Annotated in this window: 24 protein-coding genes (1 of these 24 running past the window's edge); 5 read left to right on the forward strand and 19 right to left on the reverse strand. The window is 58.2% G+C overall.

The genetic code is table 11. The features are described from left to right. The 5 genes in view from ACY8FN_RS03255 to ACY8FN_RS03275 are tightly spaced (each overlapping or abutting the next) and all read right to left on the reverse strand, a layout consistent with a single transcriptional unit that may run on beyond the window. Nucleotides 1-224, reverse strand: the 5' portion of a protein-coding gene (locus ACY8FN_RS03255; RefSeq protein ID WP_139691529.1) for a TonB family protein. The gene continues 439 nt to the left of window position 1, outside the view; 224 of the gene's 663 nt are visible here — the first part of the coding sequence; the start codon lies at nucleotides 222-224; its stop codon lies beyond the left edge, outside the window. Next, nucleotides 221-622: an ExbD/TolR family protein gene (locus ACY8FN_RS03260; protein ID WP_005339369.1), complete on the reverse strand. Its 402-nt coding sequence runs from the start codon at nucleotides 620-622 to the stop codon at nucleotides 221-223. The genes ACY8FN_RS03255 and ACY8FN_RS03260 overlap by 4 nt, the downstream gene beginning before the upstream one ends. After that, nucleotides 619-1,149, reverse strand: a complete 531-nt coding sequence (locus ACY8FN_RS03265; RefSeq protein WP_101317694.1) for a MotA/TolQ/ExbB proton channel family protein — start codon at nucleotides 1,147-1,149, stop codon at nucleotides 619-621. Before ACY8FN_RS03265 ends, ACY8FN_RS03260 begins: the two co-directional genes overlap by 4 nt. Continuing rightward, entirely contained in the window at nucleotides 1,146-2,450 is a 1,305-nt protein-coding gene (locus ACY8FN_RS03270; protein ID WP_463099218.1) for a MotA/TolQ/ExbB proton channel family protein, read from the reverse strand. Before ACY8FN_RS03270 ends, ACY8FN_RS03265 begins: the two co-directional genes overlap by 4 nt. Next, complete coding sequence (locus ACY8FN_RS03275) at nucleotides 2,447-3,208, reverse strand: DUF3450 domain-containing protein (RefSeq protein ID WP_463099219.1); 762 nt, start codon at nucleotides 3,206-3,208, stop codon at nucleotides 2,447-2,449. Before ACY8FN_RS03275 ends, ACY8FN_RS03270 begins: the two co-directional genes overlap by 4 nt. 209 nt (nucleotides 3,209-3,417) lie before the next feature. On the opposite strand from ACY8FN_RS03275, the gene ACY8FN_RS03280 reads away from it, so the two are divergent. Next, a complete protein-coding gene (locus ACY8FN_RS03280) occupies nucleotides 3,418-4,194 on the forward strand; it encodes a helix-turn-helix transcriptional regulator (RefSeq protein WP_101317690.1) in 777 nt (258 codons plus the stop codon). 59 nt (nucleotides 4,195-4,253) lie between these two features. On the opposite strand, the gene glmS is transcribed toward ACY8FN_RS03280, so the two are convergent. Both glmS and ACY8FN_RS03290 read right to left on the reverse strand, forming a co-directional pair. After that, nucleotides 4,254-6,086, reverse strand: coding sequence for a glutamine--fructose-6-phosphate transaminase (isomerizing) (glmS, locus tag ACY8FN_RS03285; protein WP_463099220.1), 1,833 nt, complete (start codon nucleotides 6,084-6,086; stop codon nucleotides 4,254-4,256). Nucleotides 6,087-6,140: 54 nt separating this feature from the next. Beyond that, nucleotides 6,141-6,914: a DeoR/GlpR family DNA-binding transcription regulator gene (locus tag ACY8FN_RS03290; protein ID WP_098971462.1), complete on the reverse strand. Its 774-nt coding sequence runs from the start codon at nucleotides 6,912-6,914 to the stop codon at nucleotides 6,141-6,143. A 122-nt stretch (nucleotides 6,915-7,036) separates the two neighbouring features. On the opposite strand from ACY8FN_RS03290, the gene blrA reads away from it, so the two are divergent. The 4 genes from blrA to creD all read left to right on the forward strand — a co-directional run bounded on the left by blrA (nucleotide 7,037) and on the right by creD (nucleotide 11,505). Next, on the forward strand, nucleotides 7,037-7,711 hold the full coding sequence (gene blrA / locus ACY8FN_RS03295) for a beta-lactam response regulator transcription factor BlrA (protein ID WP_463099221.1): 675 nt from the start codon (nucleotides 7,037-7,039) through the stop codon (nucleotides 7,709-7,711). Continuing rightward, nucleotides 7,708-9,129 carry a beta-lactam sensor histidine kinase BlrB gene (gene blrB / locus ACY8FN_RS03300; protein ID WP_463099222.1) on the forward strand — a complete coding sequence of 474 codons (1,422 nt, stop codon included), beginning with the start codon at nucleotides 7,708-7,710 and terminating at the stop codon, nucleotides 9,127-9,129. Before blrA ends, blrB begins: the two co-directional genes overlap by 4 nt. An 83-nt stretch (nucleotides 9,130-9,212) precedes the next feature. Continuing rightward, complete coding sequence (gene blaOXA, locus ACY8FN_RS03305; protein WP_463099223.1) at nucleotides 9,213-10,007, forward strand: OXA-12 family class D beta-lactamase; 795 nt, start codon at nucleotides 9,213-9,215, stop codon at nucleotides 10,005-10,007. Nucleotides 10,008-10,128: 121 nt separating this feature from the next. Next, nucleotides 10,129-11,505, forward strand: a complete 1,377-nt coding sequence (gene creD / locus ACY8FN_RS03310) for a cell envelope integrity protein CreD (protein WP_463099224.1) — start codon at nucleotides 10,129-10,131, stop codon at nucleotides 11,503-11,505. Nucleotides 11,506-11,564: 59 nt separating this feature from the next. On the opposite strand, the gene glmU is transcribed toward creD, so the two are convergent. The 12 genes from glmU to ACY8FN_RS03370 all read right to left on the reverse strand — a co-directional run bounded on the left by glmU (nucleotide 11,565) and on the right by ACY8FN_RS03370 (nucleotide 21,832). Continuing rightward, nucleotides 11,565-12,926 (reverse strand): bifunctional UDP-N-acetylglucosamine diphosphorylase/glucosamine-1-phosphate N-acetyltransferase GlmU, encoded by a 1,362-nt coding sequence (glmU, locus tag ACY8FN_RS03315; RefSeq protein WP_463099225.1) that lies wholly within the window; start codon nucleotides 12,924-12,926, stop codon nucleotides 11,565-11,567. 95 nt (nucleotides 12,927-13,021) lie between these two features. After that, nucleotides 13,022-13,450 carry a F0F1 ATP synthase subunit epsilon gene (locus ACY8FN_RS03320; protein ID WP_162515814.1) on the reverse strand — a complete coding sequence of 143 codons (429 nt, stop codon included), beginning with the start codon at nucleotides 13,448-13,450 and terminating at the stop codon, nucleotides 13,022-13,024. An 18-nt stretch (nucleotides 13,451-13,468) separates the two neighbouring features. Further along, nucleotides 13,469-14,857 carry a F0F1 ATP synthase subunit beta gene (gene atpD / locus ACY8FN_RS03325; RefSeq protein WP_101323150.1) on the reverse strand — a complete coding sequence of 463 codons (1,389 nt, stop codon included), beginning with the start codon at nucleotides 14,855-14,857 and terminating at the stop codon, nucleotides 13,469-13,471. A gap of 33 nt (nucleotides 14,858-14,890) precedes the next feature. After that, entirely contained in the window at nucleotides 14,891-15,757 is an 867-nt protein-coding gene (gene atpG / locus ACY8FN_RS03330) for a F0F1 ATP synthase subunit gamma (protein ID WP_101345813.1), read from the reverse strand. A gap of 43 nt (nucleotides 15,758-15,800) precedes the next feature. After that, entirely contained in the window at nucleotides 15,801-17,342 is a 1,542-nt protein-coding gene (gene atpA, locus ACY8FN_RS03335; RefSeq protein ID WP_139728429.1) for a F0F1 ATP synthase subunit alpha, read from the reverse strand. Between the two features lie 15 nt (nucleotides 17,343-17,357). After that, nucleotides 17,358-17,891, reverse strand: a complete 534-nt coding sequence (gene atpH / locus ACY8FN_RS03340; protein WP_184157290.1) for a F0F1 ATP synthase subunit delta — start codon at nucleotides 17,889-17,891, stop codon at nucleotides 17,358-17,360. Nucleotides 17,892-17,904: 13 nt separating this feature from the next. Then, entirely contained in the window at nucleotides 17,905-18,375 is a 471-nt protein-coding gene (atpF, locus tag ACY8FN_RS03345) for a F0F1 ATP synthase subunit B (protein WP_139691539.1), read from the reverse strand. Between the two features lie 55 nt (nucleotides 18,376-18,430). Next, nucleotides 18,431-18,673: a F0F1 ATP synthase subunit C gene (atpE, locus tag ACY8FN_RS03350; RefSeq protein WP_005307205.1), complete on the reverse strand. Its 243-nt coding sequence runs from the start codon at nucleotides 18,671-18,673 to the stop codon at nucleotides 18,431-18,433. Between the two features lie 58 nt (nucleotides 18,674-18,731). Next, nucleotides 18,732-19,514: a F0F1 ATP synthase subunit A gene (gene atpB / locus ACY8FN_RS03355; protein WP_042022950.1), complete on the reverse strand. Its 783-nt coding sequence runs from the start codon at nucleotides 19,512-19,514 to the stop codon at nucleotides 18,732-18,734. Nucleotides 19,515-19,522: 8 nt separating this feature from the next. After that, entirely contained in the window at nucleotides 19,523-19,933 is a 411-nt protein-coding gene (locus ACY8FN_RS03360; RefSeq protein ID WP_162515549.1) for an ATP synthase subunit I, read from the reverse strand. Nucleotides 19,934-20,123: 190 nt separating this feature from the next. Further along, complete coding sequence (locus tag ACY8FN_RS03365) at nucleotides 20,124-21,032, reverse strand: ParB/RepB/Spo0J family partition protein (RefSeq protein WP_463099226.1); 909 nt, start codon at nucleotides 21,030-21,032, stop codon at nucleotides 20,124-20,126. Then, a complete protein-coding gene (locus ACY8FN_RS03370; protein ID WP_042022953.1) occupies nucleotides 21,029-21,832 on the reverse strand; it encodes a ParA family protein in 804 nt (267 codons plus the stop codon). The genes ACY8FN_RS03365 and ACY8FN_RS03370 overlap by 4 nt, the downstream gene beginning before the upstream one ends. Nucleotides 21,833-21,848: the final 16 nt, after the last annotated feature.

Here is a 21,848-nt window from a genome sequence, read left to right on the forward strand (position 1 = left end):
GCCGCCAGCGCGGCAGGGGGCTCGGGCAAGGGATCGGGTTCCTGCGGCACCGGGCGCTCGCGCACCTGCACCTCGGTCACCTCGTTCTGCATATTGATGACGATGGATTTTTGCTCACTCGCCACCTTCTCGCCTCGGGGCGGTTCAACCAGGGTTGCCATAAACAGCAGGATGCCCAGACTGAGGGCGATCCCCAGCCCCAGGCTCATCAGCTTGTATTTCATTTCGGCGCCACCGCCACGGCGATATTGGCGATACCCGCCGCCTTGGCCTCATCCATCACTCGCACTACCTTGCCGTGGGGCACCCGTTCGTCAGCCTGGATCACCAGGCTGGCATCGGGTTGCTCCGCTAGCAGGCGGGCGATGGTGGCCTGTACCCGCTCCACATCGATCTGCTTGCGGTCGAGGAAGATCTGACCCTGAGCCCCGATCGCCAGCATGATGCTGGAGGATTTCTGCGCCTTGGCCTGACTGGCCTGGGGTCGGTGCACCTCAAGCCCGGCTTCACGCACGAAGGAGGTGGTGACAATAAAGAAGATCAGCATGATGAACACGATATCCAGCATGGGAGTCATGTCGATCTGTACTTCGTCACGCTGGCGTTTGGATTGCCGTCTCATTGCATTACCTTCTCTTCTCGCAGGCCGTCCCGGGTCTTGGCCAGCGCACGCTTGGCCTGACTCTCGAGCCGACTGAGTAACAACACGCCGGAGAGCGCCACCACCATGCCTGCCATGGTGGGGATGGTGGCGCGGGAGATCCCGCCCGCCATGCTCTCCGGGTTAAAGCGGTTGGCAGCGGCCAACGCATCGAATACGCCGATCATGCCGGTCACTGTGCCCAGCAACCCCAGCATGGGGCAGAGCACCACCAGGGTGCGGATGAAGATCAGATGACGGTTTAGCGCAAGCTCACTCTGCGCCAACCAGCGACTGCGGATCGCCCGAGCGTGCCAGCTATGGCGCTCGCGGCGCGCCTGCCAGCGGCCGAGCAGCTGTTGCTGCAACGGGCCAAAACCCAGATTGAGGTAGAGCAGCCGCTCGATCATCAAAATCCACATCAGCACCAGCAGCACCAGAATGACCCAGAGCACCGGGCCGCCACGGCCCATGAAGCTCTGCAGCTGTTGCCAGATGTCGAGCATCATGCTGCTCGCTCCATCCCGCTGTTATTGCTCTCGGCGCGCTCGGCCAGAATGCCGGCCACCTGCTGCTCCAGCACATTGGAGAGCTCGGTGAAACGGGATTGCAGCAGGCTGTGGGCCAGGATCAGCGGAATGGCCGCTACCAGACCCTGTACCGTGGTGACCAGCGCCATGGAGATGCCACCAGCCATGATCTTGGGATCGCCGGTACCAAACTGGGTGATGGCCTGGAAGGTGCCGATCATCCCGGTCACGGTACCGAGCAGACCCAGCATGGGGGCGATGGCCGCGATCACCTTGACCATGCCGATGCCCCGCTCCATGCGAGGAGTCTCCTGCAGGATCGCCTCATCAAGACGCAGTTCGAGGGTCTCCATGCTCAGCTCGGGGTGTTTGTCCGCCACCGTCAGCACCCGACCGAGGGCGTTGTCGGCATGATATTCGCCGCTCTTGAGCTGGCGACGCACCAACGTGAGTTCGCGGGAGAGGCTCCACAACCGCACCGCCGCGATCCCCAAACCAATGGCAGCCAGCAGCACGATAATGGCGCCGACCTGACCACCTTGCTGTACCTGCTGCCAGAAGGTGGGCGCCTGCGCCAGCATCGCCAGCAGAGTGCCATGAGAAGGATCCAGCGGCAGCGCTTCCCCTTCCTGACCCTGATAAGCCGCAACGGCAGAAAGCACGCTACCGGGCAGACCCAGCACCGGGCTCAAGCCTTCGGCGGTCGGCTGCAGGAAGCCTTCGCTGCCCAGCAGGGCAAAGCTGCCAACCCGGGTCAGCGACTGCTCGCTGGCAGCCCCCTGGGCATCGAGCACCTTGCCGTTGAACTGGGCAATCTGGCCCGATTCGCGGATCTCTTGCAGCAGCGTGGCGGGCAGCAGGGCGAGGGCGGCGCGATCCGGTACCTGTTTATCCTGCGCCATGGTTTTCAGCGGGGCGAGGCGATCAGGGTGCTGACCCTCGACCGCTGATTCGCTCAGCAACTTGACCGCATCGCTGGCGCCCTGGCGGGTGACCGCGAAGATCTCGTTCATATCGCCGGAGGCTTGCTCCCACTGGGCGTTGAGCTCGACCAGCTGCTTTTCGTTGCTGGCGAACTTGCCAGCCAGCTCCTTGCTCAGGCGCTGGGCCTCGGTCAGTCTGGCGCGGGCAGTGCCGAGCTGCTTGGCAACGGTCGCCAGATCTTGCTGAGCCTGCTGTTCGCGGGCTTGCTCCTGCTGCTGCCACTCATCGGCGACAGCGGTGTTGGCACCGCAGGAGAGGGCAATAAGGAGGGGGAACCACTTCATGGTGACTCTCATGATTGGGCCTCCTGACTGCGGCTGACAGAGAGGGGGACATTGAGCAACTGGGGAACTTTCTTGTCGGCGGCCACATCCATCGCCTCAGCGACGGGGGAGAGCCACTGGCTGTCGAGGGCTTGCCACTGCTTTGCCTCGGCGGACCAACGCCATGCCTGACTGCGATCGGCGGTCATCGCCAGCAGGGAGATCCGACCCAGCGCCAGCACATCGACCCGACGCGGGGCACCGTCCAGCTCCAGCTCGGCGGAATAGCTGTCCATCCGGCTGCCGTATTCGGCTTCGATCTGATAGGCCTGCAGCAGCTGACGGAATTTCTCCGCCTCGCTCACGTCCGCGCGGGCCAGCGTCGCTTTCAACTGTTCGACCCGCGCCAAGCGATCTTCCCGGCGCAGCGGGATGTCATTTTGCACCAGTTGTTCCAGTTCAGCCTGCATCTGCAGCATCAGCGGGATCAAGCCCTGACGGGTCTCTTGCACCGCTTCCAGCTGCTGGCTAAGTTTGCCCAGCTCATTTTGCTGATCGGCCACCAGAGATTGCATGTAGCGGTTGTAGGCTTCGAGGTCGCGCAGTTGCAGCTGGGCATTTTGCAGCTCCAGTCGTGCAGCAACGGCGGCATCGGCGGCTTTTTCCACCCGCTGCTGGGAGACTTTCCCGGCAGCTATGCTGTTATTGAGGGCGGGAGCAACCAGCTCATCCCCGATGACAGCAAAGTGGACTGACAGTGGCAGCAGGGCCACACCCCATAAATTGTTCATTGAAACGCATCTTATTAATGATAACTATTATCATTATCTCAAATGCAGCGCAGGCTGGCAACGAGAGGATTTCCTTGGCCTTTATGCACAAAAACAGGATAATTTTTAAGCAGGCACGGAATAAGTGGCGCCAACCGCCACCACACAAATATAAATAACGAGAAAAATCTTTTCGATCAGTGTGATAGAGATCGAAAAAGGAGAAAGTAATGCTCAACGATGCGATCTGGGAACATATCGACAAGTTCACCAAGGCAACTAAAACCAGCGATATTCAACAGCTGCTGGAAGGCTTCAGTCATCAAATGGGCTTTGATTACTTTCGTCTGCTGATTATTTTTCCCATCAGCATGCAGAAATCCCATGTAGCGCTGTTCAATAACTGCCCTGTGGCTTGGTTTGACGCCTACAGCGAGAATCAGTATCTGACTCAGGATCCGGTGGTCTATCTGGGGCTGAAACAGACCCAGCCGATCTTCTGGAACAAACTCGACTGCGACTCACCCTGGCTGCCCAGCGCCAGCCGGGAGGTAATGAACCTGGCAGCCGACTTCGGCGTGCGCAATGGTGTCTCCTTCCCGCTGCACACCCCGCAGGGGGAACACGGCATCTTGTCATTCATCACCAAGGACAAATCCAACTCCGACCTGATGTTTGAAAATGTCCCGCTGCTGTCGTTCTGCGCCAGCTACATCTTCAACTCGGCGCTGCAACTGATCAAAAGCAGACCAGATATGATGAAATACCTGACCGAACTGTCGGATCGGGAGAAGGAGTGCCTGTTCTGGGCCAGCGAGGGCAAGACCTCCTGGGAGATCGCCACCATCCTCGGTATCAGTGAGCGGACGGTCAACTTTCACCTGACCCAGGTGACCAACAAGACCGACTCGAAGAACCGCAGTCAGGCCATCGCCAAAGGGATCACCAGCGGCATCATAGTGCCCTCCCTCGACGAGGTAACCATCACCAACCTGCGGCTGTCGTAACCCTCAGCCGAAACAAAAAGAGCCGCAATTGCGGCTCTTTTTTCATCTCAGGGAGTGACTTATTCAACAGTCACCGATTTTGCCAGGTTGCGCGGCTGATCCACGTCGGTGCCCTTGATCAGAGCGACGTGGTAGGAGAGCAGCTGCAGCGGCACGGTATAGACGATGGGAGCGATCACCTCTTCCACATGGTTGAGGTTCATGACCCGCATGGTCTCGTCGCTCTTGAAGCCGGTATCGGCATCGGCGAACACATAGAGGATACCGCCACGGGCGCGCACCTCTTCCACGTTGGACTTAAGCTTCTCCAGCAGATCGTTGTTCGGCGCCACCACAATGATGGGCATCTCGGCATCGATCAGCGCCAGCGGGCCATGCTTCAGCTCGCCAGCGGCGTAGGCTTCGGCATGGATGTAGGAGATCTCTTTGAGCTTGAGCGCCCCCTCCATGGCGATGGGGTACTGGCTGCCACGGCCGAGAAACAGGCTGTGCTGCTTGTCGGCAAACTCTTCGGCCAGGGTTTCAATATCCTTGGCCAGCGCCAGGCTCTCTTTAATACGCAGCGGCAGAGCTTGCAGCGCCTTGACCAGTTCGGCTTCGGCAGCCGCACTCAGGTGACCACGGCAGTGACCGACCGAGGCCACCAGCATCAGCAGGCCAGCCAGCTGGGTGGTGAACGCCTTGGTGGAGGCCACGCCGATTTCGGCACCGGCACGGGTCATGAAGGCCAGATCCGATTCACGCACCAGCGAGGAGCCCGGCACGTTGCAGATGGCCAGTGAGCTCATATAGCCGGACTCCTTGGCCAGACGCAGCGCCGCCAGGGTATCGGCGGTCTCGCCACTCTGGGAGAGGGTCACCAGCAGGCTGTTGGGGCGCACTACCGATTTGCGATAGCGGAACTCGGAGGCGATCTCCACATCGCAGGAGACGCCAGCGATCTCTTCGAACCAGTAGCGGGCCACCATGCCGGAGTGATAGGAGGTACCACAGGCGACGATCTGGATGTGATCGACCTTATCGAAGATGGCACGGGCACCGTTGCCGAACGATTCGACCACCACGTGATCGCTGCCCAGACGCCCTTCCAGGGTGTTGGTAATGGCTTTGGGTTGCTCGTGGATCTCTTTGAGCATGTAGTGGCGGTATTCGCCCTTGTCACCGGCATCGTGGGAGAGTTCGGACTCTTTCTCTTCACGCACCACGGCGTTGCCGTTGGTATCGAAGATGTGCACGTCGCGGCGGGTCACCTCGGCCACATCACCCTCTTCCAGGAAGATGAAACGGCGGGTCACCGGCAGCAGCGCCATCTGGTCGGAGGCGATGAAGTTTTCGCCGATGCCGCGACCGATCACCAGCGGTGAGCCGGAACGGGCAACCACCACGCGGCTGTCGTCGCGGCTATCCATCACCACGGTACCGTAGGCACCGCGCAGCTGCTTCACTGCAACCTGCATGGCCACCAGCAGATTGGGGGCGGATTTCAGCTCGTGGTGCACCAGATGGGCAATCACCTCGGTATCAGTGTCGGAGCTGAACAGATAACCCATCTCTTGCAGCTCGGCCCGCAGCTCTTCGTGGTTCTCGATGATGCCGTTGTGCACCACCACGATATGCTCGGAGATGTGGGGGTGGGCGTTGCGCTCGGAGGGCTCGCCGTGGGTAGCCCAGCGGGTATGGGCGATGCCGGTACCACCATGGACGGACTGCTCGTCGAGCGCCTTGGCCAGCTCGGCCACCTTGCCCAGACGGCGTACCCGCTGCAGCGGCTGGTTGGCGCTGAACACCGCCACACCGGCGGAGTCATAACCGCGGTACTCCAGACGGCGCAGGCCCTCTACCAGAATTTCAGCCACATCACGTTGGGCTACAGCCCCGACGATGCCACACATACACTTCTCCTTGAGATGCAAAAACGTTGATTCGGTTATGTTCCGTGCTCTGTATCAGCAGGCGAGCGGGGCACAGATAAGCTGGATGCCCTGAGCCTGAATATGTTCTCTGGCTTCGCTGGCCAAACCATCATCGGTGATGACGGTCTGAATGCTGGACCAGGGCAGTTCGAGATTGGGGATCTTGCGGCCGATCTTTTCCGACTCGACCATCACAATCACCTCCCGCGACACCTCGGCCATCACCCGCGACAGGCCCACCAGCTCGTTGAACGTGGTGGTACCCCGCTCCGGGTCGATGCCATCGGCACCGATAAAGAGCTGGTCGAAGTCGTAGGAGCGCAGCACCTGTTCCGCCACCTGACCCTGAAAGGATTCGGAGTGAGGGTCCCAAGTGCCACCGGTCATTAACAGGGTAGGCTCATTTTCCAGCTCGCGCAGGGCACCAGCCACATTGAGAGAGTTGGTCATCACGATGAGGCCGCGCTTGTTGCCCAGCATGGGGATCATGGCACTGGTGGTGCTGCCGCTATCGATGATGATGCGATTGTGATCGCGGATCCGCTCGGCAGCGGCTCGGGCAATGGCTAACTTTCGGTTCGAAACTTGTTCGGGATTGGCCTCGACCACCATCTCGCTGGGCAAGGGGACGGCGCCACCGTAACGGCGCAGCAACAGACCGCCGGTCTCCAGTACCGCCAGATCTTTACGGATGGTCACTTCAGAGGTAGCAAAGTGTTTGGCGAGAGCATCGACACTCACTTCACCCTGCTCTTGTACCAGGGTCACTATGGTGTGGCGGCGTTGTTGAGTATTACGTTTGGTCATTTTTAAGTTTCGATTCGAAAGAACATCGAAATATTAGCCCCTTTTTCGGAAAAATAAAACAGCAAATAGGATCCGATTTGGTTCGATGCCAGAATGGGGGGCCAATTTGCGACGAGGATGCCATGCAAAAGAGAGTCATCTGGCTGGTGGAGGATGAGGCCAGCATCGCCGACACCCTGATTTACGCCCTGCAAACCGACGGGTTTGAGGTGGAGTGGTTCATGCTGGGCCAACAACTGCTGACACGACTGGAACAGACCCGACCCGACTTCCTGATCCTCGATGTGGGGCTGCCCGACATCAGCGGCTTCGAACTCTGCAAGCAGGTGAGGACGTTGACCGATATTCCCCTGATGTTCCTCACTGCCCGCAGCGAGGAGATAGACCGGCTGATCGGGTTGGAGATCGGTGCCGACGACTATGTGGCCAAACCCTTCTCGCCACGGGAAGTGTGCGCCCGCGTGCGAGTCATCCTGCGCCGCAGCCAACCGGTAGCCCCCCAACCCAGCGCCCTGCTGGTGCTGGATGAAGAGCGGGCCCGCATCCATTTTCGCGGCCAGTTGCTGGCCCTCACCCGCTACGAATATCTGCTGCTCAAGACCCTGATGCAGGCGCCTGGCCGGGTCTACTCCCGTCAGCAGCTGATGGATCTGGTGTGGCAGGATGCGGAGGAGAGTCTGGATCGCACCGTCGATACCCATATCAAGACCATCCGCGCCAAGCTGCGCGAGCAGGATCCCGAGGCCAACCTGATCCTCACCCATCGCGGGTTGGGCTACAGCCTGGAGCTGGCATGAGACTCGGGCTGCAACTGCTGTGCGGCCTGCTGCTGATCTTCGCGCTGGCCGCCTGGTTCGTGCTGGAGATCTTCGTCGAGGAGATCAAACCGGGGATCCGCAGCGCCACCGAGGATACATTGGTGGACATGACCCAACTGCTGGCGCCGCTGGCCCTCGACGATCTGCAAGAGGGCAATATGATGAACGGGCGACTGGCCAGCGCCTTCGCCCGCCTCAACCAGAATCCCATCAATGCGATGATCGACGGCCACCTCAAGCAGCAGGCGGAGTACCGCATCTATGTGACTGACCGGCAAGGCGTAGTGATTTACGACTCGGACGGTACGGATCTGGGCAAGGACTATTCGCGCTGGAACGATGTCTACCGCACCCTGCGCGGTCAATATGGCGCCCGCAGCACCCGCACCGATCCCGATGATGCCACCAGCTCGACCATGTATGTGGCGGCCCAGCTGCGGGAAGGGGCCCAAATCATCGGCTCCCTCACCGTCGCCAAACCCAATCGCACCCTGATGCCCGCCATCGAGCGGGGGGAACAGCAGCTGCTGCGAGCCGGTGGCCAGATGCTGCTCATCTCGCTGCTGATCGGCAGCCTGCTGGTGTGGTGGCTCAACCGCGCCATCGGCAAGCTGGTGCACTACGCCGACTCGGTCAGCAAGGGGGAGCCGGCAACCCTGCCACGGCTGCACACCGTCGAACTGGATCGGCTCGGCCACTCGCTGGAGACTATGCGCCATCAGCTCGATGGCAAGAGCTACATCGAGGACTACGTCCACAGCCTTACCCACGAGCTGAAGAGCCCGCTGGCCGCCATTCGCGGGGCAGGAGAACTCCTGGCCGAAACACCGCCCCCCGAGGTGGCCAAACGCTTTATCGGCAACATCAATCTGGAAACCGCCCGCATGCAGCGGCTGATCGAGCGAATGCTGCAACTGGCACGGCTGGAGTCGGGGCAGGGGCTGGATCGCCAGTCGGTGGAACCGGCGAAACTGGGCAAGCGCACCCTCGATGCCCGCCAGATCATCGCCCAGCGCCGTCAGATCCTGCTGACAGCCGAACTGGCCAGCGCGCCGAAACAGAAGTGGGATCCACTGCTGGTGGAGCAAGCCATCGGTAACCTGCTGGATAACGCCATCGACTTCTCTCCCGCCAACGGGCAAGTCACCCTGAGCGGCAGCCTGCAAGAAGAGGGCTACTGTTTTCGGGTCACCGACAGCGGCCCCGGCATTCCAGGCTACGCCTTGCCACGGATCTTCGAGCGCTTCTACTCGCTGCCGCGCCCGGACAAGGGCAAGAGCAGTGGTCTGGGGCTCAGCTTCGCCCATGAAGTGGCCCACCAGCATGGCGGTCGCCTGACCCTGAGCAACCGGCCGCAAGGGGGCGCGCTAGGCGAACTCTGGCTGCCGTTCGCCTAGTCGCCTCCCCGCTACTTCACATTCCCCACACAAAGCGGCACTAGACTGCCGCTTTCTCTTATTCAATTGCTCAAGGAATGCTTATGTCCCGTCTGCTTCTCTCCAGCCTGCTGGCCACCGGTCTGCTCGCAGCCCTGCCTGCCTCCGCCGCCAGCGGCTGTTTTCTCTATGCTGACGGCAACGGCCAGACCCTCTCCAGCGAAGGGGACTGCTCCACCCAGCTGCCGCCCGCGTCCACCTTCAAGATCCCGCTAGCGCTGATGGGTTACGACAGCGGTTTTTTGGTGGATGAAGAGCATCCGGCACTGCCTTACAAACCGAGCTATGACGGCTGGCTGCCCGCCTGGCGCGAAACCACTACCCCGCGCCGCTGGGAAACCTACTCGGTGGTCTGGTTCTCCCAGCAGATCACCGAATGGCTGGGGATGGAGCGTTTCCAGCAATACGTCGACCGCTTCGACTACGGCAACCGGGATATCGAAGGCAATCCGGGCAAGCATGACGGCCTGACCCAGGCTTGGCTCAGCTCCAGCCTCGCCATCAGCCCGGAGGAGCAGGCCCGCTTCCTTGGCAAGATGCTGAGCGGCAAGCTGCCGGTCTCGGCGCAGACCCTGCAGTACACCGCCAATATCCTCAAGGTGAGCGAGATCGACGGCTGGCAGATCCACGGCAAGACCGGCATGGGCTACCCGAAGAAGCTGGATGGCAGCCTCAACCGCGATCAGCAGATCGGCTGGTTCGTCGGCTGGGCCAGCAAACCGGGCAAGCAGCTGATCTTCGTTCATACCGTGGTACAGAAGCCCGGCAAGCAGTTCGCCTCCATCAAGGCGAAAGAAGAGGTGCTGGCAGCCCTGCCCGGAAAATTGAAGACCCTGTAATTCCTCCGGAAACCGGCGCAATGCCGGTTTTTTTTATCCCCCTTCACCGCCACTTCACACAAGCCCATCACCACTTCACGCCGGGCTGACAGACTCGCTCCATCCAACAAGGAGACGTGTCATGGTCAAACAGATATTCACCCACAAGATCTTTCTGCTGCTGTTGCTCAGCCTGCTGTTAATGGTGCCGGTGCAATCCATCATGGAGCTGAACCGGGAGCGTCAGGCTTACCGCAGTCAGGCCATTAACAGCATCATGGCCAGCAGCAGCGGCCCGCAACGGCTGATGGGGCCGATCATAGTGCAGCCCTATACCCGCTCGGTAACGGTCGAGCAGGAGGGCAAGCGCTTCGTCCGTCAGGAGCAGATCTACCGCTACCTGCTGCCGGAGCAGCTGGATATCAAGGCCAACATGGAGGTCACCCCGCGCAAGCTGGGCATCTATCAGGCGCAGGTCTATCAGACCCGGCTCACCCTCTCCGGCCGCCTGCCTACCCGACAGAGTCTGCTGGATGACGCGACCTCACCGCTTGATGAAGCGGCCGAGCTGGTGGCGGGCAAACCCTACCTCAGCCTGGTGCTCTCCGATGCCCGCGGTATCAACAGCGTCCCCGAGCTGCAGCTCGGCACAGAGCGGATCCCGTTTGCCCCCGGCGCCCGCCTCGGTGACGCACTGGCAGGGATCCACGCCCCGCTCGACAGCCTGCCGCAGCAGGATGGCACTTTTCATCTGGAGCTCAATCTGCAGGGAATGAACGCCCTCGATATAGTGCCGCTGGGCAAGGAGAGCACCCTGCTGCTGGCAGGCAACTGGCCCCATCCCAACTTTATCGGCGACTTTCTGCCGGGTAGTCGCACCCTGAGCTCGCAAGGGTTTGAGGCCAACTGGCAGACCAGCTGGTTCGCCAGCGACATGGAGACACGCTTCAACCGAATGATGAACGGGGGCGATAGTAATCTCTCCACCTTCAGCGTCAGTCTGGTGCAGCCGGTGGATCACTATCAGCTCAACGAGCGGGCGGCCAAATATGCCCTGCTGTTTATCGGCCTCACCTTTATCAGTTTCTTCATGTTCGAGCTGCTCAAGGGGCTGCGGGTCCACCCGACCCAGTACGCGCTGGTGGGCATGGGGCTGGCCATCTTCTATCTGGTGCTACTGGCACTGACCGAACACCTCGGCTTTGGCTGGGCCTATCTGGTGGCTGCGCTGGCCAGCGTGCTGCTCAACGGCTGCTATCTCAGTCATGTGCTGGGCGGCCCGAAACAGGGGATCGGCTTCGCGGCGCTGCTCGGGCTGGTCTATGCCATCCTCTACAGCCTGCTGCAGGCCGAAGAGATCGCCTTGCTGCTTGGCGCCCTGCTGCTGTTTGCCACCCTAGCTCTGATCATGATGCTGACCCGCAAGCTCGACTGGTATCAGGTGATGGACTACAGCGCCCCCACCACCACATGGGCAGCCCCCCAACCATCGGCCAGTGACACCCACCATCAGCCATAATCCATAAGCCAAAAAAAACCGGCGCCATCAGGCGCCGGTTCTATTTTATTGATCGGGCATCACTTCTTCTTGACCGGGCGAGCCCAGTTTTTGATGTGACGCTGGGGCACCCGGGTGATCACCAGCTCGTTCTCGGCCACATCCTTGGTAATGGTGGAACCCGCCCCCAAGGTCGCACCCTTGCCGATACGCACCGGCGCCACCAGCTGGGTATCGGAACCAACGAACACATCATCCTCGATGATGGTCTGGAACTTGTTCACGCCGTCGTAGTTGCAGGTGATGGTACCGGCACCGATATTCACCTTGGCCCCGATCTCTGCGTCGCCCAGATAGGTGAGGTGACCACACTTGGAACCAACCCCCAACCGGGATTTTTTCATCTCGACGAAGTTACCGACGTGGGCATCCTGCTCCAGCACGGCACCCGGGCGCAGACGGGCAAACGGACCGACCGAGCACTGATCGGCAATCTGGGCACCTTCGATGACGGAGTAGGGCTTCACCTCGGTGTGATCGCCAATGACGCAATCCTTCAACACAGCACCGGCTCCGATGCGCACATGATTACCCAAGACGACCTTGCCTTCGATGATGACGTTGACATCGATCACCACCTCTTCACCGATCTCGAGGGATCCGCGCAGATCGAAGCGAGCCGGGTCGATCAAGGTAGCACCGGCAATCATCAGCTTCTCGGCCTGCATCTGCTGATAGCTGCGCTCAAGGGCAGCCAGCTGGACCCGGTTGTTGGCCCCTTCCACCTCGGCAGCATGATCCGGATGTACCGCTGCGATTGGGCAGCCATCGCCGTGCGCCATGGCGATCACGTCGGTCAGATAGAACTCGCCCTGAGCATTCTTGTTGTCCAGACGAGAGAGCCAGCTGCGCAGCTGACCGCCGTTGGCCACCAGCACGCCGGTGTTCACTTCACGAATGGTCAGCTGCTCGGCGTTGGCATCTTTCTGTTCGACGATACCGACCACCTGACTGTTTTCACGGACGATACGGCCATAGCCGGTGGGGTTGTCCAGCACCACGGTCAGCAGTGCCATGCCATCGCTTGCCTTGGCAGCCAGCAGTCGTTGCAGGGTCTCTGGCTGGATCAGCGGGGTATCGCCATAGAGCACCAGCACGTCGTCTTCATCCTTCCAGAACGGGATGGCTTGGGCGACGGCGTGACCAGTCCCCAGCTGCTGTGCCTGCAGCACCCAGTTCACATCGGCGGCCATGATCCGCTCTTGCAACAGCTCGGCACCGTGGCCATAGACCAGATGCAGCTGCTCGGCACCGACCTGACGGGCAGTGTCGATCACATGGGAAACCATGGGTTTGTTGGCTACCGGGTGCAGTACCTTGGGCAGAACGGAACGCATGCGGGTACCCTTACCCGCTGCCAGGATCACGACGTTGAGAGACATGAATTCGACCTTGAACTTGTGTGGAAATACTCGGCGGAGTCTATCGAACGGGCAAAAAAAAAGCGACCCGAAGGTCGCTTTTTACATCACCGTTATTAGCGGTAATTCTTTTTGACGATATCGATGACTCGCAATTGAGCCATCGCCTTGGCCAGCTCGGTGGCGGCCTGGGCGTAGTCGATATCACCATGGGAGCTGTGGATCCGCTCTTCGGCTGCGCGCTTGGCTTCCTGGGCTTTCGCCTCATCCAAGTCATCAGCACGAATCGCGGTGTCCGCCAGCACGGTCACGGATTCAGCTTGTACTTCCAGCACACCGCCGGAGATGTACAACACCTCTTCAGTTCCGTTCTGCTTCACCAAACGGACCAAGCCCGGCTTGATGGCAGTCAGCAACGGAGCATGACCGTGGCGGAGACCCAACTCACCTTCGGAGCCTGATACCTGAGCGGATTGCACGCGACCGGAAAACAGTTTTCCTTCGGCGCTCACCACATCCAGGTGAAAGGAGATCATCTCTGCCATGGGCCCTCCTGTCGAGGCTTACAGTTTCTTGGATTTCTCGACGACTTCGTCGATACCACCAACCATGTAGAACGCCTGCTCTGGCAGATCGTCATACTCGCCTTTCAGGATGCCCTGGAAACCACGGATGGTCTCTTTCAGCGGCACGTATTTACCAGGAGAACCAGTAAACACTTCTGCTACGAAGAACGGCTGGGACAGGAAACGCTCAATCTTACGGGCACGGGCTACGGTCAGTTTGTCTTCTTCTGACAGTTCATCCATACCCAGAATGGCGATGATGTCCTTCAGCTCTTTGTAGCGCTGCAGTACGGTCTGAACCCCACGAGCGGTCTCGTAGTGCTCTTTACCAACTACCAGCGGATCCAGCTGACGAGAGGTAGAGTCCAGCGGGTCAACGGCCGGGTAGATACCCAGTGCCGCGATCTGACGGGACAGTACAACGGTCGCATCCAGGTGGGCGAAGGTGGTCGCCGGAGACGGGTCAGTCAAGTCATCCGCAGGGACGTAAACGGCCTGAACGGAGGTGATGGAACCAGTCTTGGTGGAGGTGATACGTTCTTGCAGAACACCCATCTCCTCGGCCAGGGTCGGCTGGTAACCTACTGCGGAAGGCATACGGCCCAGCAGTGCGGATACTTCAGTACCGGCCAGGGTGTAACGGTAGATGTTGTCCACGAAGAACAGCACGTCACGACCTTCGTCACGGAACTTCTCGGCCATGGTCAGACCGGTCAGCGCCACGCGCAGACGGTTTCCGGGCGGCTCGTTCATCTGACCGTAAACCAGAGATACTTTGTCCAGTACGTTGGACTCCATCATCTCGTGGTAGAAGTCGTTACCCTCACGGGTACGCTCACCTACACCGGCGAACACAGAGTAACCGCTGTGTTCGATCGCGATGTTACGGATCAGCTCCATCATGTTTACGGTTTTGCCGACACCGGCACCACCGAACAGACCTACTTTACCACCCTTGGCGAACGGACATACCAGGTCGATAACCTTGATGCCGGTCTCCAGCAAGTCGTTGCTGTTGGACTGATCTTCGTAGCTGGGGGCAGCGCGGTGGATAGACCAACGCTCTTCTTCACCGATCGGACCTTTCTCGTCGATTGGCTCACCCAGTACGTTCATGATCCGACCCAGAGTCGATACACCGACCGGCACCTGGATGGATTTACCGCTATTACTTACTTCCAACCCACGACGCAGACCGTCGGAGGAGCCCATAGTGATGCAACGAACGACGCCGCCACCGATCTGCTGCTGAACTTCCAGCACCAGACCCTGACCTTGACCTTCGCTGACGACTGTCACTGCATCGTACACCTGGGGCACGGCATTCTGCGGGAACTCGATGTCCACCACAGCGCCGATGATTTGGACGATGAAACCGTTACTCATGTCAAATCCTCTAAACCTTTGATAACCCTTGCCTTACACCGCAGCAGCACCGGATACGATCTCTGTCAGTTCCTGGGTAATACTGGCCTGACGGGCCTTGTTGTACACCAGTTGCAGGTCGTTAATCAGGTTGCCGGCGTTGTCAGTCGCGGCTTGCATGGCAACCATTCGGGCTGCCTGTTCACTTGCCAAGTTTTCCACAACACCCTGGTACACCTGGGACTCGACGTAGCGAATCAGCAGGGTATCCAGCAGTTGCTTGGGATCCGGCTCATAGAGGTAATCCCAGTGGTGTTTCTTGGCGAGCTTGCTGTCTTCAGTTACGGGCAAAGGCAGCAGTTGATCGACCCGTGGTTGCTGCACCATGGTGTTGACGAACTTGTTGTACACCAGATACAGCTTGTCAATCTCACCGTTGTCGTAAGCCTTCAGCATGACCTTGACTGAACCAATCAGGTCATTGACGCTCGGGTTATCGCCCAGTCCTGCGACATGAGCTTTCACCTTGGCGCCGTGCCGTTCAAAGAAGTTGGAGGCCTTGTTACCGATCAGTGCCAGGTCAACCTTGGCACCTTTCGCGCTCCATTGCTTCATATCATTGAGGGCAGCCTTGAACAGGTTGATGTTCAGACCACCACACAGGCCACGGTCGGTGGAGACGACGATGTAACCCACTCGCTTGACCTCACGTTCCATGAGGTAGGGGTGCTTGTATTCCAAGTTCCCCTGAGCGATATGGCCGATCACCTTGCGCATGGTTTCAGCGTACGGACGGCTGGCAGACATGCGTTCCTGCGCACGGCGCATTTTGCTTGCTGCCACCATTTCCATAGCGCCGGTGATCTTCTGAGTGTTTTTCACACTCCCGATCTTGTTACGTATCTCTTTTGCGCCGGCCATCTCTTACTCTCCATCAGGTGGCAGCTTGCGCTGCCACACACGCTTACCAGGTCTGGGTTGCCTTGAAGTCATCCAGCAACGCAGTCAGCTTGCCAACGATCGCGTCGTTGTAATCGGCCTTGGCATTGATTTCAGCCATCAGCTCAGCATGCTGGGTATTGGCGTAAGAGAGCAGAGCGGCTTCGAAGTCGACGATCTTGTTCAGCTCGACATCGGAGAGATAGCCTTTCTCAGCGGCGAACAGCACCAGAGACTGGTGAGCCACACTCAGCGGAGAGTATTGCTTCTGCTTCATCAGCTCGGTCACTTTCACACCGTGATCCAGCTGCTTGCGAGTTGCCTCGTCCAGATCGGAAGAGAACTGGGCGAATGCCGCCAGTTCGCGATACTGGGCCAATGCGGTACGAATACCACCAGACAGCTTCTTGACGATCTTGGTCTGAGCAGCACCACCTACACGGGATACGGAGATACCTGGGTCAACCGCCGGACGAATACCGGAGTTGAACAGCTGTGAAGTCAGGAAGATCTGACCATCGGTGATGGAGATCACGTTGGTCGGAACGAACGCAGATACGTCACCCGCCTGGGTTTCGATGATCGGCAGAGCGGTCAGAGAACCGGTCTGGCCTTTCACGGCACCATTGGTGAACTTCTCTACATACTCGGCGTTAACACGAGCAGCACGCTCCAACAGACGGGAGTGCAGATAGAAAACGTCACCCGGGTAAGCTTCACGTCCTGGCGGACGGCGCAGCAGCAGGGAGATCTGGCGATAAGCTACGGCCTGTTTGGACAGGTCATCATAGATGATCAGCGCGTCTTCACCGCGGTCACGGAAGTACTCACCCATGGAGCAACCGGCATACGGAGCCAGGTACTGCAGGGCAGCGGCTTCGGAGGCAGAGGCAACCACCACTATGGTGTTGGCCAAGGCGCCGTGCTCTTCCAGCTTGCGTACCACGTTGGCGATGGTGGAGGCCTTCTGGCCAATCGCAACGTAGACACACTTAATGCCGGAATCTTTCTGGTTGATGATGGTGTCGATCGCGATGGCGGTCTTACCAACCTGACGGTCACCGATGATCAGCTCACGCTGGCCACGACCAATCGGGATCATGGCATCGATGGCTTTCAGGCCGGTCTGGACCGGCTGGTCAACAGACTTACGCTCGATAACGCCCGGTGCGATCACCTCGATCGGCGAGAAGCCGTCGTTGTCGATCGGACCTTTACCGTCGATCGGCTGACCCAGGGTGTTCAACACCCGGCCCAACAGACCACGACCTACCGGCACTTCCAGAATACGGCCAGTACCTTTTACTTTCATTCCTTCTGACAGACCGTCATAGGAACCCATGATCACCGCACCGACGGAGTCACGCTCCAGGTTCAATGCCAGAGCGAAGCGGTTGCCCGGCAGCTCGATCATCTCACCCTGCATGGCATCGGCCAGGCCGTGAATACGAATGATACCGTCGCTCACAGAGACGATAGTACCTTCGTTACGCGCTTCGCTTTTGACATCAAACTGCGCAATGCGCTGCTTGATAAGCTCGGCGATTTCAGTGGAATTCAGTTGCATGCTCTAATACCCCAATCAAGATTGCAGCGCGTCAGCCATGCGATCCAGCTTACCGCGGACTGTGCCGTCGATTACCAGATCACCGGCCTTGATGAGCACCCCGGCCATCAAGGACGCATCCATGCTGCAATTCAGCTTCACTTTGCGCGCGAGACGTTGTTCCAGAGAAGCCTGAATATTGGCTTTCTGCTGGTCGGTCAGTTCGATCGCCGAAATCACGTCAGCCTGAACTTCTTTATCCAGTTCAGCCTTGAACGCTACAAATTCAGCAACGACCGCCGGCAGCACACCCAAGCGACCATTCTCGGCCATCACCCTGATCAGGTTCTGGCCATGCTCGTCGAGTTGCTCACCGCAGATACCGACAAACAGCGTTGCCAGTTCTTCGGCAGCCACAGAGCCGTTTACCAGGTTGTGCATGGTCTCGTTTTCCGCTACTTGCGCAGCGAAACCGAGCATCCCCAGCCACTGGTCAACCGCCTTGTGCTCAACGGCAAACTCGAAAGCAGCCTTGGCGTAGGGGCGAGCGATTGTAGTCAGTTCAGACATAGCCCCGTTCCCGTTACAGTTCTGCTACCAGTTTGTCGACGATGTCGCTGTTGGCAGCCTGGTCGATGTGACGCGCCAGGATCTTCTCTGCACCAGCAATGGCAAGAGCAGCAACCTGCTTACGCAGTTCTTCTTTGGCACGATGACGTTCAGCTTCGATCTCGGCACGGCCCTGAGCCAGGATTTTTTCCCGCTCAGTCTGGGCACCTACGGCAGCTTCATCAATGATCTGGGCTTTACGTTTGTTAGCCTGTTCAATGATTTCAGCAGCCTGGAGCTTGGCTTCTTTCAGCTGATCGGTGGCGTTGGCCTTGGCCAAATCCAGATCTTTCTTGGCACGTTCGGCAGAAGAGAGACCGTCAGCAATGGCTTTCTGACGGGTTTCGATGGCAGCAATCAACGGCGGCCATACGTACTTCATGCAAAACACAACGAAGAAGAAAAAAGCAATTGCTTGGCCGAGGAGGGTGGCGTTGATATTCACAGCCGATGTCCTCTTAAGTTAGTTAATGGGTTATGCCTGGATGAGTCGCAACGACTTAGCCAGCAACCGCAAACATCACGTACAGACCCAGACCAACGGCGATCATCGGGATCGCATCCACCAGACCCATTACGATGAAGAACTGGGTACGCAGAACCGGGATCAGATCCGGTTGACGAGCAGCACCTTCCAGGAACTTGCCACCCAGGATACCGATACCGATGGAAGCACCGATAGCAGCCAGACCCATCATCATTGCCGCAGCGATGTACAGCAGGTCCATGTTCAAGTTTTCCATGAGGATCTCCAGTTATTTAGATGTAATTGATTGTATAAAAAGGATTATTTGAGTTGCATCAATTATGGTCTTCCTGCGCCATCGACAGATAGACGATGGTCAGAACCATGAAAATGAATGCCTGCAAAGTGATGATCAGAATGTGGAAAATTGCCCAAGGCACGGACAGGATCCACTGTGACCACCAGGGTAACAAACCCGCAATCAGGATAAAGATCAGTTCGCCAGCATACATGTTGCCGAACAGTCGAAGACCCAGAGAAACAGGTTTGGAAATCAGCGTAACAGTTTCCAGGATGAAGTTAACCGGGATGGCAGCCGGGTGGTTGAAAGGCTGAAGCGTCAGCTCCTTCACAAACCCACTGATACCCTTGACCTTGATGCTGTAGTACAGGATCAAGAAGAACACGCCCAAAGCCATGGACATGGTGATGTTAACGTCAGCGGAGGGAACCACACGCAGATAGGGGACACCCATCAATTGTGCAGCGTGAGGGATAAAGTCAACGGGGATCAGATCCATGAAGTTCATCAGGAAGATCCACACAAACACCGTCAGTCCCAAAGGTGCGATGACCTTGTTGCGACCGTGAAAGATGTCTTTGACGTTACCATTCACAAACTCGACCAGCATCTCCACAAAGCACTGCAGCTTACCTGGTACACCACTGGTAGCATTGACGGCTACACGGCGGAACAACAGGATAAACAGGGCGCCTAGCACGACAGAAAATATCATTGAGTCGATATTTACCGTCCAGAACCCAGACCCGACTTGAAGGTGGGTCAGGTGGTGGGAGATATATCCCTGAGGAGTCAGGACTTCTCCGGTTGCAGACATGAGTTTTCCTAATAGTGGTTGTTAAGCGTGAATGAGACCATCCACTGTACAACGAGGGCGAGGATATAAGTGGCAAAAAACGAGACGGTAACGACCTCGACTCCCGCACCGAACAGCAGGGCAAACAGGCCCGCCGTCGAAATGAGCTTAATCCCAGCCCCACCATAAAAGTCCCGCAAAACCAGACCTACACTCTCGGCGGTCACCTTGCGGCGCAGCACCCAGACAGTAAACAAGGCTTGAGGAACCCAGTACATCCCCCCTCCGTAGAGGGCGGAATAACCGGCGCGGGCACCAGACTGGTAATACCAGATGGCACTCATCGCCAGGATCAGGATGAGCTGACAAACGAGCATAACCAAGGCCAGTGTCAAACCTTCCAAGGCTAATTTCTGCTTCACCAACCGACCCCTGAACATTACAGAACTGTAAAAAATTGGGATCCGATGATCCCAAGTTGGCAGCTCTTAAAGCCGCTCAAATTATACCCTTGAGGGCAGCTATTGCAATATGACAAAAATCCTTATTTTTTGCGGCCTTCCGCAGAGAATTAAGGTTACGTTCATATCAAAAGTAATGGATGTTTTATTACTACAAAAAGCGTAAAAATCACGATTCCGACATGCCAAAATAGCCCAATATGCAGTCCAAATCAGACAAGTTCTCGTAACTTATTACTAACTTGCCGCTATCCCGCTTGCCAGGCTGAAGTTGTACCTGATAGCCAATTTTTTCTGCCAACTGGCGTTCCAGATAACCAATTTGGGGATCCGTGACCGGTTCCAGCTTGGCCTTGGCCGGTTCGAGCGCCTTTTTCACCAGTTTTTCGGTATCCCGTACAGTCAGTCCCTTCTGGGCAACCAACTTGGCCAGATCTGACTGAGCCTGACCACTGAGCGTCAGGAGAGCACGGGCATGACCCATATCGAGGTCACCGTGCTCAACCAAGCGCTTCACGTCATCGTTGAGCTGATTGAGACGCAGCAGGTTGGTCACGGTCGTACGCGACTTGCCCACCGCCTCGGCCACCTGCTGGTGGGTCAGTTCAAATTCGGTCAGCAATCGTTGTAAAGCGACCGCCTCTTCGATGGCATTGAGATCTTCCCGCTGAATATTTTCAATCAACGCAATGACCACCGCGGCCTCATCAGGGACATCCTTGACGATGCACGGCACTAGGTCGAGACGGGCCAGCTGAGAAGCACGCCAGCGCCGTTCACCAGCGATAATTTCGAAGGACTGTTCGCCGAGCGGGCGTACTACGATGGGCTGAATAACCCCCTGGGTACGGATCGAGTTGGCAAGCTCTTCCAGTGCCTCCTGGGACATGTCCTTGCGGGGCTGGTACTTGCCTGACTGCAACCACTCCACCGGCAGTTTGCGCAGTTCACCCTGATTGGTAGGGGCCATGGCCTGCTCGGTGCGATGATCACTCATCACCTGTTTTTGGCGGGCAGCCGTACTGGTACTGAGCAGGGCATCCAGCCCTTTGCCCAGTCCGCGTTTCTTTGGCGTCATATGCTCTCTCGGTCTGCGATGGGCAGCTGACACTCTTGCTCCTGGCGACGGAGGATCTCGCCAGCCAGTGCCAGATAGGCCTTGGCGCCCACCGATGATTTGTCGTAGTGCATGGCCGGGGCGCCAAAACTCGGGGCCTCCGCCAGTCTAACGTTGCGGGGAATGATGGTGCGGTAGACCTTGTCGCCGAAGTGCTGTTTAAGCTGATCGGACACATCATTGGCCAACCGGTTGCGATGATCGAACATGGTACGCAGCACCCCTTCGATCTTGAGCTGCGGATTGACCACCGCAGCCAACTTGCTGATGGTGTCGACCAGGGCGGTGAGCCCTTCCAGCGCATAATATTCGCACTGCATCGGAACCAGCACAGAATCAGCGGCGGCCATGGCGTTCACGGTCAGCATGTTGAGAGAGGGGGGGCAGTCGATGAAGATGTAATCGTATTTGTCCCGCACCGAGGCCAACGCATTGCGCAGGCGGATCTCGCGAGCAAAGAACTCCATCAAACGGATTTCTGCCGCGGTCACGTCGGCGTTGGCGGCAATCAGGTGATAACCACCCGAGGTTTCACGGATGATCACCTCAGCTACGGGGGCATCTTCGATCAGCAGTTCATAGGCAGTGCGCTCGACATCGTATTTATCGACACCACTACCCATGGTGGCATTGCCCTGCGGATCCAGATCAATCACCAGCACCTTGCGCCGGGTGGCAGCCATGGAGGCGGCCAGATTCACACAGGTGGTGGTTTTACCCACACCACCCTTCTGGTTGGCTATGGCGATGACTTTTCCCACGCGATCCCCTAAATAA

The organism is Aeromonas sp. 160P, assembly GCF_055193095.1.